Origin of the sequence: Mycobacterium sp. B14F4, assembly GCF_039871645.1 — a bacterium.
GTDB lineage: Bacteria > Actinomycetota > Actinomycetes > Mycobacteriales > Mycobacteriaceae > Mycobacterium.
In genome coordinates this window covers 107,981-122,564 of record NZ_JBDPMF010000010.1, presented here as the reverse complement: position 1 = coordinate 122,564, position 14,584 = coordinate 107,981, and the positions used below count along the sequence as shown (strand labels likewise).

General features: G+C 70.1%; 17 protein-coding genes. 13 read left to right on the top strand and 4 right to left on the bottom strand.

Annotated features, from left to right (window positions below):
* The first annotated feature begins 1 nt into the window (after nt 1).
* From nadD to ABGB19_RS23190, 8 genes are read left to right on the top strand one after another with little or no spacing between them, the layout of a single operon-like run.
* Nucleotides 2–616 carry a nicotinate-nucleotide adenylyltransferase gene (gene nadD / locus ABGB19_RS23225; protein ID WP_347688397.1) on the top strand — a complete coding sequence of 205 codons (615 nt, stop codon included), beginning with the start codon at nt 2–4 and terminating at the stop codon, nt 614–616.
* Nucleotides 613–981 (top strand): ribosome silencing factor, encoded by a 369-nt coding sequence (rsfS, locus tag ABGB19_RS23220; protein WP_347688339.1) that lies wholly within the window; start codon nt 613–615, stop codon nt 979–981. Before nadD ends, rsfS begins: the two co-directional genes overlap by 4 nt.
* Entirely contained in the window at nt 978–1,646 is a 669-nt protein-coding gene (gene gpgP / locus ABGB19_RS23215) for a glucosyl-3-phosphoglycerate phosphatase (RefSeq protein WP_347688338.1), read from the top strand. The genes rsfS and gpgP overlap by 4 nt, the downstream gene beginning before the upstream one ends.
* On the top strand, nt 1,636–2,367 hold the full coding sequence (gene octT, locus ABGB19_RS23210) for a diglucosylglycerate octanoyltransferase (RefSeq protein ID WP_347688337.1): 732 nt from the start codon (nt 1,636–1,638) through the stop codon (nt 2,365–2,367). The genes gpgP and octT overlap by 11 nt, the downstream gene beginning before the upstream one ends.
* On the top strand, nt 2,358–3,194 hold the full coding sequence (locus ABGB19_RS23205) for a DegV family protein (protein WP_347688336.1): 837 nt from the start codon (nt 2,358–2,360) through the stop codon (nt 3,192–3,194). The genes octT and ABGB19_RS23205 overlap by 10 nt, the downstream gene beginning before the upstream one ends.
* 58 nt (nt 3,195–3,252) lie before the next feature.
* Complete coding sequence (locus tag ABGB19_RS23200) at nt 3,253–3,582, top strand: metalloregulator ArsR/SmtB family transcription factor (RefSeq protein WP_347688335.1); 330 nt, start codon at nt 3,253–3,255, stop codon at nt 3,580–3,582.
* Nucleotides 3,579–4,061 carry an SRPBCC family protein gene (locus ABGB19_RS23195; RefSeq protein ID WP_347688334.1) on the top strand — a complete coding sequence of 161 codons (483 nt, stop codon included), beginning with the start codon at nt 3,579–3,581 and terminating at the stop codon, nt 4,059–4,061. Before ABGB19_RS23200 ends, ABGB19_RS23195 begins: the two co-directional genes overlap by 4 nt.
* A gap of 2 nt (nt 4,062–4,063) precedes the next feature.
* Nucleotides 4,064–4,681 (top strand): maleylpyruvate isomerase family mycothiol-dependent enzyme, encoded by a 618-nt coding sequence (locus tag ABGB19_RS23190; RefSeq protein ID WP_347688396.1) that lies wholly within the window; start codon nt 4,064–4,066, stop codon nt 4,679–4,681.
* 73 nt (nt 4,682–4,754) lie between these two features.
* Here ABGB19_RS23190 and ABGB19_RS23185 read toward each other — a convergent pair whose 3' ends face one another.
* Entirely contained in the window at nt 4,755–5,801 is a 1,047-nt protein-coding gene (locus tag ABGB19_RS23185; RefSeq protein WP_347688333.1) for a dihydrodipicolinate reductase, read from the bottom strand.
* Between the two features lie 102 nt (nt 5,802–5,903).
* Between ABGB19_RS23185 and ABGB19_RS23180 the strand changes: the two genes are divergently transcribed.
* Entirely contained in the window at nt 5,904–6,314 is a 411-nt protein-coding gene (locus ABGB19_RS23180; protein ID WP_347688332.1) for a RidA family protein, read from the top strand.
* 11 nt (nt 6,315–6,325) lie between these two features.
* Here the strand turns inward: ABGB19_RS23180 and ABGB19_RS23175 are convergent, their stop codons facing one another.
* Both ABGB19_RS23175 and ABGB19_RS23170 read right to left on the bottom strand, forming a co-directional pair.
* Entirely contained in the window at nt 6,326–7,132 is an 807-nt protein-coding gene (locus ABGB19_RS23175) for an SDR family oxidoreductase (protein ID WP_347688331.1), read from the bottom strand.
* A 1,144-nt stretch (nt 7,133–8,276) separates the two neighbouring features.
* Nucleotides 8,277–9,005 (bottom strand): hypothetical protein, encoded by a 729-nt coding sequence (locus tag ABGB19_RS23170; protein WP_347688330.1) that lies wholly within the window; start codon nt 9,003–9,005, stop codon nt 8,277–8,279.
* A gap of 112 nt (nt 9,006–9,117) precedes the next feature.
* Here ABGB19_RS23170 and ABGB19_RS23165 point away from each other — a divergent pair, with 112 nt between their 5' ends.
* From ABGB19_RS23165 to holA, 3 genes are read left to right on the top strand one after another with little or no spacing between them, the layout of a single operon-like run.
* On the top strand, nt 9,118–9,933 hold the full coding sequence (locus ABGB19_RS23165; protein ID WP_347688329.1) for a ComEA family DNA-binding protein: 816 nt from the start codon (nt 9,118–9,120) through the stop codon (nt 9,931–9,933).
* Between the two features lie 5 nt (nt 9,934–9,938).
* On the top strand, nt 9,939–11,483 hold the full coding sequence (locus tag ABGB19_RS23160; RefSeq protein WP_347688395.1) for a ComEC/Rec2 family competence protein: 1,545 nt from the start codon (nt 9,939–9,941) through the stop codon (nt 11,481–11,483).
* 14 nt (nt 11,484–11,497) lie between these two features.
* Entirely contained in the window at nt 11,498–12,439 is a 942-nt protein-coding gene (gene holA / locus ABGB19_RS23155) for a DNA polymerase III subunit delta (protein WP_347688394.1), read from the top strand.
* A 12-nt stretch (nt 12,440–12,451) separates the two neighbouring features.
* On the opposite strand, the gene rpsT is transcribed toward holA, so the two are convergent.
* Nucleotides 12,452–12,712 carry a 30S ribosomal protein S20 gene (gene rpsT, locus ABGB19_RS23150; RefSeq protein ID WP_347688328.1) on the bottom strand — a complete coding sequence of 87 codons (261 nt, stop codon included), beginning with the start codon at nt 12,710–12,712 and terminating at the stop codon, nt 12,452–12,454.
* A 193-nt stretch (nt 12,713–12,905) separates the two neighbouring features.
* On the opposite strand from rpsT, the gene ABGB19_RS23145 reads away from it, so the two are divergent.
* Nucleotides 12,906–14,582: a circularly permuted type 2 ATP-grasp protein gene (locus tag ABGB19_RS23145; RefSeq protein WP_347688327.1), complete on the top strand. Its 1,677-nt coding sequence runs from the start codon at nt 12,906–12,908 to the stop codon at nt 14,580–14,582.
* Nucleotides 14,583–14,584: the final 2 nt, after the last annotated feature.

The window sequence follows — 14,584 nt, the reverse complement described above, 5'->3', positions numbered from 1 at the left end:
GATGGGTGGGACGTTCGATCCCATCCACAACGGCCACCTGGTCGCCGCCAGCGAGGTCGCCGATCTGTTCAGCCTCGACGAGGTGGTGTTCGTTCCGACCGGGCAGCCGTGGCAGAAGCACCACCGCTACGTGACCGCCGCCGAGGACCGCTACCTGATGACCGTCATCGCGACCGCCGCCAATCCCCGGTTCAGCGTGAGCCGGGTGGACATCGACCGTGGCGGGCCCACCTACACCAAGGACACGCTGCGCGATCTGCGGGCGCTGAACCCGGGCGCCGACCTGTTCTTCATCACCGGCGCCGACGCGCTGGCGTCGATCCTGTCGTGGCAGAACTGGGAGGAGATGTTCGCGATCGCCAGCTTCGTCGGCGTCAGCAGGCCCGGCTACGAACTGGACGGCAAGCACATCTCGGCCGCGATGAAGGAACTGCCCGCCGGCGCGTTGCAGCTCGTCGAGGTCCCCGCACTGGCGATCTCGTCGACCGACTGCCGCAAGCGCGCCGAGGAGAACCGCCCCATCTGGTACCTGGTGCCCGACGGCGTCGTGCAGTACGTGGCCAAACGCAGGCTCTACACCGCCCAACAACTGGCAACCCACGGGAAGGACCAATGAGCGCCTCCGACGAAGCCGTCCGCATGGCCGCGGTGGCCGCGCAGGCGGCCGCGTCCAAACTCGCCGACGACGTGGTGGTCATCGACGTGTCGGGACAACTCGTCATCACCGATTGCTTCGTCATCGCCTCGGCGACCAACGAGCGCCAGGTCAACGCGATCGTCGACGAGGTCGAGGAGAAGATGCGCGTGGCCGGCTATAAGCCCGCCCGACGCGAGGGCGCCCGCGAGGGCCGCTGGACGCTGCTCGACTACGTCGACATCGTGGTGCACATCCAGCATCAGGACGAACGCAATTTCTATGCCCTGGACCGGCTTTGGCGCGACTGCCCGACGATCCCCGTCGATCTGGACGGCCAGTCGTGAGAGTCCGCCGCCTGGTCATGCTGCGGCACGGTCAGACCGAGTACAACGCGGGCAGTCGCATGCAGGGCCAGCTCGACACCGACCTGACCGACCTGGGCCGCGAGCAGGCGGTCGCGGCCGCCGAGGTGCTGGCCAAACGGCAACCGCTGACGATCATGTCGTCGGATCTGCGGCGTGCGCTGGACACCGCGGTGTCGCTCGGCGAGCGCGCCGGAATGCCGGTGCTGGTCGACGCCCGGCTGCGGGAGACACACCTCGGTGAGTGGCAGGGCCTGACCCATCTCGAGGTGGACGCCGTCGCGCCCGGCGCCCGGCTGGCGTGGCGCAACGACTCGCGGTGGGCGCCACCCGGCGGCGAGAGCCGGGTCGACGTCGCCGTCCGCAGTTTGCCGTTGGTCACCGAACTCGTTGCCGCACAACAGGAATGGGGGCGCGACGACCCCGACCGCCCAGTGGTGCTGGTGGCCCACGGCGGATTGATCGCCGCGCTGACAGCGGCGCTGCTCGGCCTGCCGGTCGACAACTGGCCGATTCTGGGCGGCATGGGCAACGCCAGCTGGGTGCAGCTGTCAGGACACAGCGTGCCCGATGCGCCTGCCGAGGACATCCGCTGGCGGCTCGACGTATGGAACGCCTCGGCTCAGGTGGCCAACGATGTCCTGTGAATCGGGGACCCGACCGACCCTGCTGGTCTTCTGCGACTCGCTGTCCTATTACGGGCCCGAGGGCGGGTTGCCGGCCGACGATCCGCGGATCTGGCCCAACATCGTCGCCCGCCAACTCGACTGGGATGTCGAAGTCATCGGCCGGATCGGCTGGACGTGCCGCGACGTCTGGTGGGCGGCCACCCAGGACCCGCGGGCGTGGGCGGCACTGCCGCGCGCGGGCGCGGTGGTGTTCGCGACGGGCGGGATGGACTCGCTGCCGTCACCGCTGCCGACCGCGCTGCGCGAGTTGATCCGCTACGTGCGACCGCCTCTGCTGCGGCGCTGGGTGCGCGACGGCTACTGCTGGGTGCAACCGCGCCTGTCGCCGGTCGCGCGGCCGGCGCTGCCACCGCACCTCACCGCGGAATACCTCGAGATGACCAGGGGCGCAATCGACTTCAACCGGCCCGGGATCCCGGTGGTCGCCTGCCTGCCCTCGGTGCACATCGCCGAGACCTACGGCAAGGCGCACCACGGTCGCGAGGGGACCGTGGCGGCCATCACCGAATGGGCCGACCAACACGACGTTCCGCTCGTCGACCTCAAGGCCGCGGTCGGGGAGTACGTCATGAGCGGGCGAGGCAATCCGGACGGCATTCACTGGAACTTCGAGGGCCATCAGGCAGTGGCCGATCTGATGCTCAAGGCGCTCGCGGAGGCCGGCGTGCCGTGTCGGTGATCGTCGTGACCGACTCGTCCTCGCGGTTGCAGGCCGACGAGCGCAAGCAGTGGGACATCCGCCAGGTGCCGCTGCATGTGCTCGTCGACATGGTCGACCTGCGCGACGGCATCGACGACGTGCCCTACGACGTGCACGACGTGCCCCGCGCCAGCACCGCAGGGGCGACGCCCGCCGACCTGACCGAGGCCTACCGCCAGGCGTTGCACGACAGCGGCGGCGACGGCGTTGTGGCCGTGCATATTTCGGCGGCGCTGTCGAGCTCCTACAGTTCGGCGGTGCAGGCCGCCCGCGAGTTCGGTTCGGCGGTGCGGGTGGTCAACTCGAGGTCAGCCGCGATGGGCGTCGGGTTCACCGCGTTGGCTGCGGCCAGAACCGCGGCGACCGGAGCTGCACTGGACGCCGTCGAAGCGGCGGCCCGCGTCGCGGTGGGGCGTACGCACGCGTTCATCGTTGTGCACCGGCTGGACAACCTGCGCCGCAGCGGGCGGATCGGCGCCGCCGCGTCATGGATGGGCACCGCGCTGTCGGTCAAGCCGCTGCTGTGTCTGGACGTCGACGGCCGGCTCGTGCTCGACCAGCGGATCCGCACCGTCAGCAGGGCCCACGCCACGATGGTGGACCGGGTCGTCGAGATCGTCGGCGAGCGGCGGGCCGCGATCGCGGTGCACCACGTCGACAACCACGACGGCGCCGACGAGGTCGGTGCCGCGCTGACCGGCCGGCTGCCGCAGATCGAGGCGCTCACCGTGACCGACATGGGGCCGGTGCTGTCGGTACACCTCGGCGCGGGCGCGATCGGCGTCGTCGTCCAGCTCTCCGAATAGCCGCCGGGGGTCCGGGGACCCTTGCCGCGGCGCTTCGGTAAGTGCTAACTTACGGTTCGTGCCGACTTACCAAGAGGCCGATGCGTGGGTGGCGATGGCCGACCGCACCCGACGGTCGATCGTCGAACGACTCGCGCACGGCCCGTTGGCGGTCGGTGAGCTGGCCCGCGACCTCCCGGTCAGTCGGCCGGCGGTGTCGCAGCACCTCAAGGTGCTCAAGCGTGCCGGGCTGGTCTGCGACCGCGCCGACGGGACCCGGCGGGTCTATCAACTGGATCCGTCGGGACTGGCCGCCATGCGCGCCGAACTCGATCGGTTCTGGTTGCAGGCCCTCGCCGGATTCAAGGAGATCGTCGAACGCGAAGGACGTGAAGGAGATGCATCATGACCCAGGCTCAATCTGCGACAGTTCGGCACGACATCACGGTCAACGCTCCCCTCGACAGGGCGTTTCGGGTGTTCACCGAGCGGTTCGGCGACTTCAAACCGCGCGAGCACAACCTGCTGGGCGTGCCGATCGCCGAGACGGTGTTCGAGGCCCGCGTCGGCGGCCACATCGTCGACCGCGGCGTCGACGGCAGCGAGTGCAGGTGGGCCCGCATCGTCGCCTTCGAGCCGCCGACGCGGGTCGTGTTCACCTGGGACATCGGCCCGACGTGGCAGGTGGAGACCGACCTGGACAAGACCAGCGAGGTCGAGGTCGTGTTCGCCGCCGAGGCGGACGACCGTACCCGCGTGACCCTCGAGCACCGTCACATCGACCGGCACGGCGAGGGCTGGGCATCCGTCGCGGCGGGTGTCGACGGGGAGGCCGGCTGGCCGCTGTATCTGCGCCGCTACGGCGACCTCGTCGAGGGCGACGCGTGACGATGACGGCCGGCCTGATGGACATGGCCCGCGCCGAGCGGGCCGACCTGGCGGAGTTTCTGGCCGGGCTGACCCCTCAGCAGTGGGACACGCCGAGCCTCTGCACGGGCTGGACGGTCAAAGACGTTGTGGCGCACGTCGTCAGCTACGAGGAGTTGGGTTTCGGCGGCCTGGCCAAGCGGTTCGCCAGAGGCTGGATCGTGCGGGCCAATCAGGTGGGCGTCGACGATTTCGCCGCGCTGTCGCCCGACGAGTTGCTCGACTTCCTCGACCGGCACCTGTACCCGTCGGGGCTGACCGCCGGCTTCGGCGGCATGATCGCTCTTGTCGACGGCACGGTCCATCACCAGGACATCCGGCGAGCGCTGAACCGGCCCAGGGTCATTCCCGCCGACCGGCTTGCCCGCGTGCTGCCGCTGATCCCGGGCAACCCGCGCCTGGGCGCCGGCCGGCGGATCCGCGGGCTGCGGCTGCGCACCACCGACGTCGACTGGGCACACGGCGACGGTCCCGAGGTGACCGGGCCGGGCGAGGCGCTCATGATGGCGATGACGGGTCGGCCCGCCGCCCTGGCAGACCTCGACGGGCCCGGTAAGACGACGCTGGCACAACGACTCTAAGGGTCGCCGAGCGCACAGTGTGGTACGGAAAAAGCCGAGAAAACCGTACCTAGCTGTGCGCTCGCCGCGTGGTTTACACCGCCGCGCGGCCGGTGACCGGCGGCAGGTCCTTCAGCGTGACGATGCCTGCCGGTGCGGCGACCACGGCGGGCACCGCGTTGGTGACCGGCAGTGCGGTGTAGATCATGCCCAGCCCCATGAAGCCGGGCTCGGTCCAGTCTTTCGGCGGCAGACAATGCAGCACGGTGCGCATGTTGGGCACACCGAACACCTGAATGACGTGGCCGTGTTCGAGCGGCTTCGGTGGCGTGACGTGCTCACCCATGATCCAGTTGAAGCCCACGCTCACGACGTTCTTGTCCCCGGCCCAGCCGCGGTGGTAGCCGTAGACACCGGCGACGGTCCCCGCCGGGATCTGCATGAAGCCCAGGTCCGAATCGCCGGTAGCCGCAGTGAAAGTCACGTCGAACGTCATTCGGTCCAGCTTGGCACCGATCGCGTCGGCCATCATCGCCGCCGACTCGGCGAACACCTCGCTCTCGCGCCGCACACTTTCGGCCAGTCCGGGGGTGTCGGGGTCCTGGGAGAAACCCATCGCCGTCTGCGTTCCGGCCGACTCGTAGGTCGAGCAGTCCACCGACTCGGTGATGCGGATCTCGTCGACCCGCTCACAGGCCCCGCTGAGCACCATGCCGACCATGTTGGTCATCCCGGGGTGCGCGCCGCTGCCGAAGATCGTCGAACTGCCCTTCTCGCAGGCCTTTCGGATGCGGTCGAGGTCTTCGGGTGTCTGCTTGCCGCCGGTGATCCACGCCGCGCTGGAGCAGACGTTGACCCCGGCTTCCAGCAGCCGGGTCAGTTCGTCGATGTCCGGCCACAGCGGGTTGTAGCAGCAGGCGTCCGGCTTCTGGGCCAGCAGCGCCTCGATGTCGTCGGTGGCGGTCACGCCGGTGGGTTCGGGCCATCCGGCCAATTCCGCCGCATCGACGCCGACCTTCTCCGCGCCGTGGGCGTACACGCCGACCAGTTCCATGTCGTCGCGGCCGATGATGGCGTGCAGCGACCGGCGCCCGATGTTGCCGGTGGTCCATTGGATGACACGAATCGGCTCGGTCGGCATGGTGTGGCGTCTCCTCGGTGTCCGGTGTGACCACGACCCTAGCGGTCACCGTGTCGGCCAACGGTCGACCCGGGCGGATTCCTCGTGGTTGGATGACCGGTCGTGAGCACCAGTGCAGTCCGCGCGTTCACGTTCAGTCCGGCCGACGGGGTGCCACCCGCCGTCGCTCCGTTCGCGCACGCCACCTCGGCCGGGCCCACCCTCTATGTGACCGGACAGATGCCGACCGATCTCGACGGCCGCCTTGTCGGCGCCGAGGTCGCCGCTCAGACCGACCAGGTGATGCGCAACCTGTCGCGGGTCACCGAGTTGTGCGGCGGGACGGTGAACGACGTCGTGCAGGTCCGCGCATACCTCCTCGACTGGGACGACTACGACACCTTCAATGCCGCCTACGCGCCGTGGTTCCCCGAGCGGTTGCCGTCGCGCACCTGTGTCGGCGTGACCGGACTCGCGGCCGGCGCACGCGTCGAGATCGACTGGGTGTGCTGGCGAAGCGACGGCTGGGGCTGATTCGGCCGTCGCTACATGTGTGTGCCGCCGTCGATGCGCACCTCGGTGCCGGTGATGAAGTACGCCTCGGGGGCGCCGAGCATCGCGACCACCGCGGCCACCGCGTCCGGTTCGGCGAACATCGCACCGCCGTCGAGCGGTAGCGTCGGCACGATCTTGCCGAACAGGGAATAGTCGGCGTCCGCGGGTAGGCCGGGCCCGACGCTCTGCTTGGATTCCCCTGTGCCATCGGTCATCCCGGACGAGATCGAGCCGGGCTGCACACAGTTGAACCGGATGCGCTCCTTGCTGAACTCCAGCGCCAACGCGTGCGTCATCGCCTGAATGCCGCCCTTGGAGGCCGCGTATGCCGCCATGTAGGGATGGGCGAAGCTGGCCGAGGTCGAGCTGAAGTTGACCACGGCCGGGGCGGTACCGCCGCGCAGCGCAGGAAGGGCTTCGCGCGTCACGAGAAAGGTGCCGATGAGATTGACGCGCAGGACCTGTTCGAAATCGGCGAGCGTGGTGTCGGCGAAGTGCCAGGACCGCAGTATCCCCGCGACGTTGACCAGCGTGTCCAGGCCGGCCAACGCGTCGACTGCGCTGTTGACCCCGGCGCTGACCGAGTCCTCGTCGCCGACGTCCATCACGATGGTGGTGAGCCGGTCCTGCTGCTCGCCGGCCTTGGCCCTGGTGTCGGCCAGACCGGACTCGCTGATGTCGGCCGCGGCGACGGTGCCTCCCTCGGCGAGGATGCGCAGGACCGATGCCTGGCCGATGCCGGACCCGCCGCCGGTGATGAGCACCCGACGGCCGGTGTAGCGCTGCAACGTATTCACCGGGGGGATGCTAGTTCGTCCGCGGCGACGGCCCCGACGGATTCGCCTACCGCCGACCCGAACTTTTCGCGGCCCGCGCTCGTGACTCTAGGGGGTGCTACACACGGGGAGCCGAGATGAGTATGCGGATGAACCCAGGTGTCGCTTCGGCCATCGCGGCGGTCAGCGCGGCCGCCGTCGTGGGCGGTGTGGTGACAGCGCACCCGCCGGCGGTGGAACTTCCGGCGCAGCCACCCGAGGTCCGCCTCGTCGCGGCAGACGTTCCACCCATCGGCGCGATCCCATTGGCATTCGTTCGCAACCAGTTTCAGTACTGCGCCGTCATCTGCCCCCATGTCGTCTCGGGTGTGGTCGAGGTGCCCGTCGCGGTGGCCCAGGTGCCGGGCGCGTTCATCGATGCGCTGACGACGACGGCCTCGGTTCTGAAGGCCGCGGGTGCCGCCGCGGCGTCGGTGACCGGACCGGTCGACGCGGCAGCGACACCGATTCTCGAAAACGACGTATACCGCGTCGTACCGAAGGCGTTCAACAACTTCGCGGTGGTCTTGGTCGAACTCTCGAACCTCGCCGCGGCCGTCGGTCGACCCGCCCAGTGGCTGTCGGCGGTCAACGCGGCCCGAGTGAACATCCTCGCCGCGCTGAGTCAGCCGTTGCCCCCGCCGGCGCCCACCGAGACCGGCGCACGGACCCTCCCGCAGGTGCTGGCCGTGGAAGCCGTCAAGGTGTTCAGCGCCGTGGTTTTCCAGGCGGGCGAGCTTGTCCTGCTCGGAGTCGTGCAATCGGCGGATGCCGCTGCGCGGGAGCTCGCCCGGTCGGGTGACCCCGCCGCGTCGCTGACGGCGGGCGCGTCCCGGGCCGCCGAAACGATCGGCGTCGCGGGCGGCATCGTCCGTGACGCGGTCGACACCGCGGTGACCAACATCGGCGGTTCGCTCGCCGATCCCTTCCCGGCGGCGCCGAGCCGACCGGTGGTGCTAGCCGGCGAAGAGACGCATTCTGCGGTGGCGAGCGGCGCGGATCGGCAACGCCTCAGCGCCGATTCGGACACGCCCAGCAACGGGGGCATGGATTCGCCGGAGGCCGGTGAGCAGCCGATCGGATCAGCAGGCGCCGACGCCGACACCGAGGAGGACGACGGCGGGACTCAGTCGTCGGCGCGCCCGTCGGCGGCGTCGGGTTCGACCGCTTCGACGTCCGAGCCGTCGCCGTCCGACTCGCCGTCCGCCGCGATCGGACCTGCGACGGGGTCGGTCTCGACGGACAGCGCGACGCCGAGTGCGAGGAAGAACAGGATCATCAGCGGCCCGCCGAGGTAGAAATTCATCGGCCCGCCCGGCGAGACGAAGCTGGCCGGTGGACCGATGATCGTGATCGTCTCGATCAGCTGCTCGACGGCGAAAACCGCGGCGACGATGCCGAGCCAGCGAGGAAGACGGCCGTCGTTGGCGGCCAATAGGATCGGCGCCGCGACCATGATGTTGGCCACGGTGAGCACCGGCCCGAACATCGCTACCACATCGGCGACGGTGCGCGCGGTGGCCGAGCCCAGTTCGCCGGGATGCAAAGCGATTCCGGCGGTGAACCACGTCGCGATGCTGATCTGGACCAGCACGACGGCGGCGCCGATGGTGAACATGAACGCATACGGCCCGGCCAACCGGTCACGCGCATGGCTCAGCACCACCACCAGCGCGAGCGAACCGAACGTCACCAGCAGTGCCTGTGCCCGCATGGCGCCGGAATGCTCGTTGACATGGGTGACGATGTCGTAACCGGCCTTGTCGATGCCGGGGAGGGTGGGAACCGTCGTCAGCGCAACGGTGTAGAGCACCGCGAACGCGATGGCGGCGACCATCGGCACTCGACGATCCACAGCAAGGATCGTAGACACCAGCGTTATGCACAACGCTGATTTCATCCACAGGGCGCGTCGCGCGGCCGGCTCACCGGGTCCGGAGGTCGGCACCCCGGCCTACGTTTCGGACATGCGAACCGAACTCGCGGCCCAGCGCCTTCACCGCCGATTGGGCACCGAACCCGAGGCCGAACCCGACACCGACGACGACGTCCGGCATGCCGATACCGCCCTGACACGTTGGCTGCCCGAATCGAAATCCGGCGATGCGACCGGTTGGTTCTCTTCGGTGCGGGCCGATCCCGGACGGGCCGGCGTCGTGGCGCTGGCCGTGGTGGGTGTCGTCGCCGTGCTGGTGACGGTGTTCGCACTCGTGCGAGACAAAACGCCCGCGGTGGCATCGGCGAAGTTGCCTCCGGTGCAGATGGTTTCATCGTCCAGCCCGACACCCGCCGCGGCCGATGCGCCCGTGGTGGTCAGCGTCGTCGGCCTGGTGCACGAACCGGGACTGGTCACACTCGACGCCGGCGCGCGGATCGCCGACGCGCTGGAGGCCGCCGGTGGGCCGCTGGACGGCGCGGACCTGGTGGGCCTCAACATGGCACGGCGGGTGGCCGACGGCGAGCAGGTCGTGGTGGGGATCGCCGCACCGCCCGGTGAGCCGGTCACGATGGGCAGCTCGGTCAGCGGCGGTACCGCAGCGGCCTCACCGCCTCAGGCACCCGCGAGCACCGGTGGTGACGCGGCGCCGGCCGGGCTGGTCAACCTCAACACCGCCACCGTCGACGAACTCGACACGCTCCCGGGGATCGGCCCGGTGACCGCCGCCGCCATCGTGGCGTGGCGCGACGCCAACGGGCAGTTCACCAGCGTCGAGCAACTCGGCGATGTGGACGGCATCGGGCCGGCGCGGCTGGAGAAGCTGCGCAACCTGGTCCATGTGTGACGTCGGTGGCCGACGCCGCCGCGACACCGCTCGATCTTCGACTGGTACCGGCCGCGGTGACCGGTTGGGCGGTGACGGCGGCCGGAATAATCTGGGCGACAAGCGGATCGGTGGTTACGGGTGTCGTCGCGGTCGCGGCTTCGCTCGCGGCGGGGTGGTGGGGTAGTGCCCGCCGCGGTGAGGTCGACAGGCGCGCCGTCGGTGCAGGCGTCGCCGCGGTCGGTGTGGTCGCGGCGGCATTCGGCGTCGCGGTCGGACTGCGGGTGGACGAGTTACGGCACCATCCGCTGGCCATGCGCTACGGCACGGTCGCCGCCGTCGTGGTCACACCGAGCGAGACCCCGCGCGCCGTCGGCGGTAACCGCACGATGTTTCGCGGCTCGCTGGTGCAGGCCGACGGACAGCCGATGTCGGGTCGGGTGGTGGTGTTCGCCTCCGGCGCCGCCGTAGCCGCGTTGCCGGCCGGCACGCCGGTGGCGGTTCGTGCGCGGATCGGGCGGCCCAACCGGCGCGACCTGACCGTGGCGGTGCTCTCCGTCGTCGGGAAACCGACCATCGGCGAGGCGGCCGCCATCCACCGCGCCGCGCACGGTGCCCGCGCGGGTTTCGCCGACGCTGCGCGGCGGGCGTTACCCCCCGACCAGGCGGCGATGTTGCCTGCGCTGGTGCTCGGGGACACGTCGGCACTGTCTGCGCAGACGACGGCGGAGTTCCGGGCGTCCGGGCTGACTCACCTGACCGCGGTATCGGGGGCCAACGTCACGATCGTGTGCGGTGCAGTGCTGTTGTCCGCGGTTCTTGTCGGCCCGCGGGCCGCGGTCTGCCTCGCGGCGGTCGCGCTGACGGCATTCGTGGTCGTGGTACAGCCCACCGCGAGCGTGCTGCGCGCCGCCGTGATGGGTGCGGTCACGTTGCTGGCCGTCTTGTCGCATCGGCGCCGTCAGGCGATCCCGGCGTTGGCGGCCAGCGTGCTGGTGCTGCTCATCGCGTCGCCGGAACTCGCCGTTGATCTCGGCTTCGCGTTGTCGGTGTCGGCGACCGCCGCGCTGATAATCCTGGCGCCCGTGTGGTCGCGGCGCCTCGTCGGACGCGGATGGCCCAAGCCGGCGGCCGACGCCGTCAGTGTCGCCGTCGCGGCGCAACTGGTCACCGCACCGCTGATCGCCGGAATGTCGGGTAGGTTCAGCGTCGTCTCGATTGGCGCCAATATCGCTGCGGCCGTGGTGATTCCGCCGATCACCGTGGTCGGCACCGCCGCGGCCGCGCTGGGCCCGATCTGGCCGGCGGGGGCCGAGCTGCTGATCCGCTTCACCGGGCCCGAATTGTGGTGGCTACTGCGGGTGGCGCGCTGGGCGGCGGGTGTGCCCGGCGCGTCGATACCGGTGCCCTCCGGAGTGCTCGGCGTGTTCACCATGGCCGCTGCCGGAGTGTCGGCGGTGCTGGCGTGGCGGTCGCGGTGGGTGCGGGTCGCGACGTACGGCGTCGCGCTGTGTCTGCTGGCATGGACGGTGTCGGGCCTGTCGGGCGGGCGTGACACGATCGTGGGGTGAGCCACGAATCGCGCCTGCATCTGGTGCTCGGGGATGAGGAGTTGCTGGTCGAACGCGCCGTGGCGGCGGTGCTGCGTGCGGCGCGCAAACAGGCGGGCACCGCGGATGTGCCGGTCGACCGGCTGCGCGCCGGCGAGGTCAGCACCAGTGAGCTGGCCGAGTTGCTCAGCCCGTCGCTGTTCGCCGACGAACGCGTCGTGGTGCTGGAGGCCGCCGCCGAGGCCGGCAAGGACGCCGTCGCGCTGATCGCCGAAGCCGCCGCCGACCTGCCGCCGGGCACCATGCTCGTGGTGGTGCACTCCGGCGGCGGGCGTGCCAAGGCGCTGGCAGACCAGCTCAAAAAGCTTGGCGCCGAGGTGCATCCGTGCGCACGGATCACCAAGGCCGCCGAGCGGGCGGACTTCGTCCGCCGCGAGTTCCGCGCGCTGAAGATCAAGGTCGGCGACGAGACGGTCACCGCCGTGCTGGACGCGGTCGGTTCGGACATCCGCGAGTTGGCATCGGCGTGTTCGCAATTGGCCGCCGACACCGACGGTGTGGTCGACGCCGCGGCCGTACGCCGCTACCACTCCGGCAAGGCCGAGGTGAAGGGGTTCGACATCGCGGACAAGGCCGTCGTCGGCGACGTCGCGGGCGCCGCGGAGGCGCTGCGGTGGGCGATGCTGCGCGGCGAGCCGCACGTCGTGCTGGCCGATGCGCTCGCCGAGGCGGTGCACACCATCGCCCGGGTCGCGCCGCTGTCGGGCGATCCGTACCGGCTGGCTTCCGAGCTCGGCATGCCGCCGTGGCGGGTGCAGAAGGCGCAGAAGCAGGCGCGGCGGTGGTCACGCACCTCGGTCGCCGAGGCGCTGCGCTTGGTCGCCGCGCTGAACGCGGACGTGAAGGGCGCGGCCGCGGACGCGGACTACGCGCTGGAGGCGACCGTCAGGAAGGTCGCGGAGCTCGTAGAGGACTGAGCGGACGAGCGATCAGAGCCTGTTGAGCGCCTGGGCGAGGGCCGACTTGCGGTTGGCGGCCTGGTTCTTGTGGATGACGCCCTTGCTGGCGGCCTTGTCGAGCTTGCGGCTGGTCGCTGCCAGCAGCTCGCTGGCCTTTTCCTTGTCGCCGGACTCGACGGCTTCCCGGAATCCGCGGACCGCCGTGTGAAGCGAGGACTTCACCGACTTGTTGCGCAGTCGGCGGCGCTCGTTGGTCTTGATGCGCTTTTCCTGCGACTTGATGTTGGCCACGCGCGTGTTCCTTCGTAAGTCTCGTTCGGAGTGGGTAAGTCTGTATGGCCCGGCGACGGGCAGCGACTGTTCAGGGTACCAGCGGGGCCGACCATCCCCCAAAGCGAGGGCTGCTGGCCTGCCGAAATGCATGATGTGATGCAGCATGGCAGGGGTGAGCCTGCGAACACCGCGCACGCGAGGGGCAGAAACGATGCCGCGCACCGGCGGAGCGAATGTGGCCCCGCGCCCGCGAGGAGCCGACCCCGCCGTGCCGACGCAGACCGCGCGACCGTCGCGCGGCACGGCCAAGGCGGCCAATCGGTACGAGGGCGTCTTCGCCGGCTACGGCGACCTCGGCAGCTACGCCGAAGCCTTCGACGAGATGTTCGACGGTCAAGGCAACGTGCGCGGACCCTACAAGGGCCTCCACGCCGAGCTGGCCCCCTCGGACGCCTCCGAGCTGGCGGCCCGCGCGGAGGCGCTGGGCCGGGCGTTCATCGATCAGGGCATCACGTTCTCGCTGTCCGGTCAGGAGCGGCCGTTCCCCCTCGACCTGGTGCCGCGCGTCATCTCCGCGGCGGAGTGGACCCGCCTCGAACGCGGCATCATCCAGCGGGTCAAGGCGCTCGAGCTCTATCTCGACGACATCTACGGCGAACAGGAGATCCTGCGCGACGGGGTGATCCCGCGGCGCCTGGTCACCTCCTGCGAGCACTTCCACCGCGAGGCGTTCGGCATCATCCCGCCGAACGGCGTGCGCATCCACGTCGCCGGCATCGACCTGATCCGCGACGCCAAGGGCGACTTCCGCGTGCTCGAGGACAACCTGCGCTCCCCGTCCGGGGTGTCCTACGTGATGGAGAACCGCCGCACCATGGCGCGCGTGGTGCCCAACCTGTTCGCCACCCACCGGGTGCGCGCCGTCGGGGACTACTCGTCGCATCTGTTGCGGGCCCTGCGCAACGCCGCGGCCAACAACGTCGCCGACCCGACCGTCGTCGTGCTCACCCCGGGCGTCTACAACTCGGCGTACTTCGAGCACTCGCTGCTGGCCCGCCAGATGGGCGTCGAGCTGGTCGAGGGCCGCGACCTGTTCTGCCGCGACAACGCCGTCTACATGCGCACCACAGAGGGCGAACGCCAGGTCGACGTCATCTACCGCCGGATCGACGACACGTTCCTCGACCCGATGCAGTTCCGGCCGGACTCGGTGCTGGGGGTGGCGGGCCTGCTCAACGCCGCGCGTGCGGGCAACGTCGTCATCTCCAGCGCGGTCGGCAACGGCGTCGGCGACGACAAGCTGGTCTACACCTACGTCCCGACGATCATCGAGTACTACCTCGGCGAGAAGCCACTGCTGGCCAACGTCGACACCTTCCGCTGTTGGCTCGACGACGAACGCGAAGAGGTGCTCGACCGCATCGACGAGCTCGTCATCAAACCCGTCGAGGGCTCCGGCGGCTACGGCATCGTGTTCGGCCCGGACGCCTCGGACAAGGAACTCGCCGCGATCGGCAAGAAGATCCGCAGCGATCCGCGGGGCTGGATCGCCCAGCCGGTCATGCAGCTCTCCACGGTGCCGACCCAGATCGGCGACCAGCTGGTACCGCGCCACGTCGACCTGCGCCCGTTCGCGGTCAACGACGGCGACGACGTCTGGGTGCTGCCCGGCGGGCTGACGCGCGTCGCGCTGCCCGAGGGCTCCCTGGTGGTCAACTCCAGCCAGGGCGGCGGGTCGAAGGACACCTGGGTGCTGGCGTCGCGCGCCTCGGATGCCGACCGCGAGCTCGGCGCCGCCGAAGTGGTTCGCTCGCTGCCGAAATCGGCTCGGGGGTCCAAACCGGAGAACGCCGACGGCCAGTCGCAAGACCAACAGCAGCAGCAGTAGGC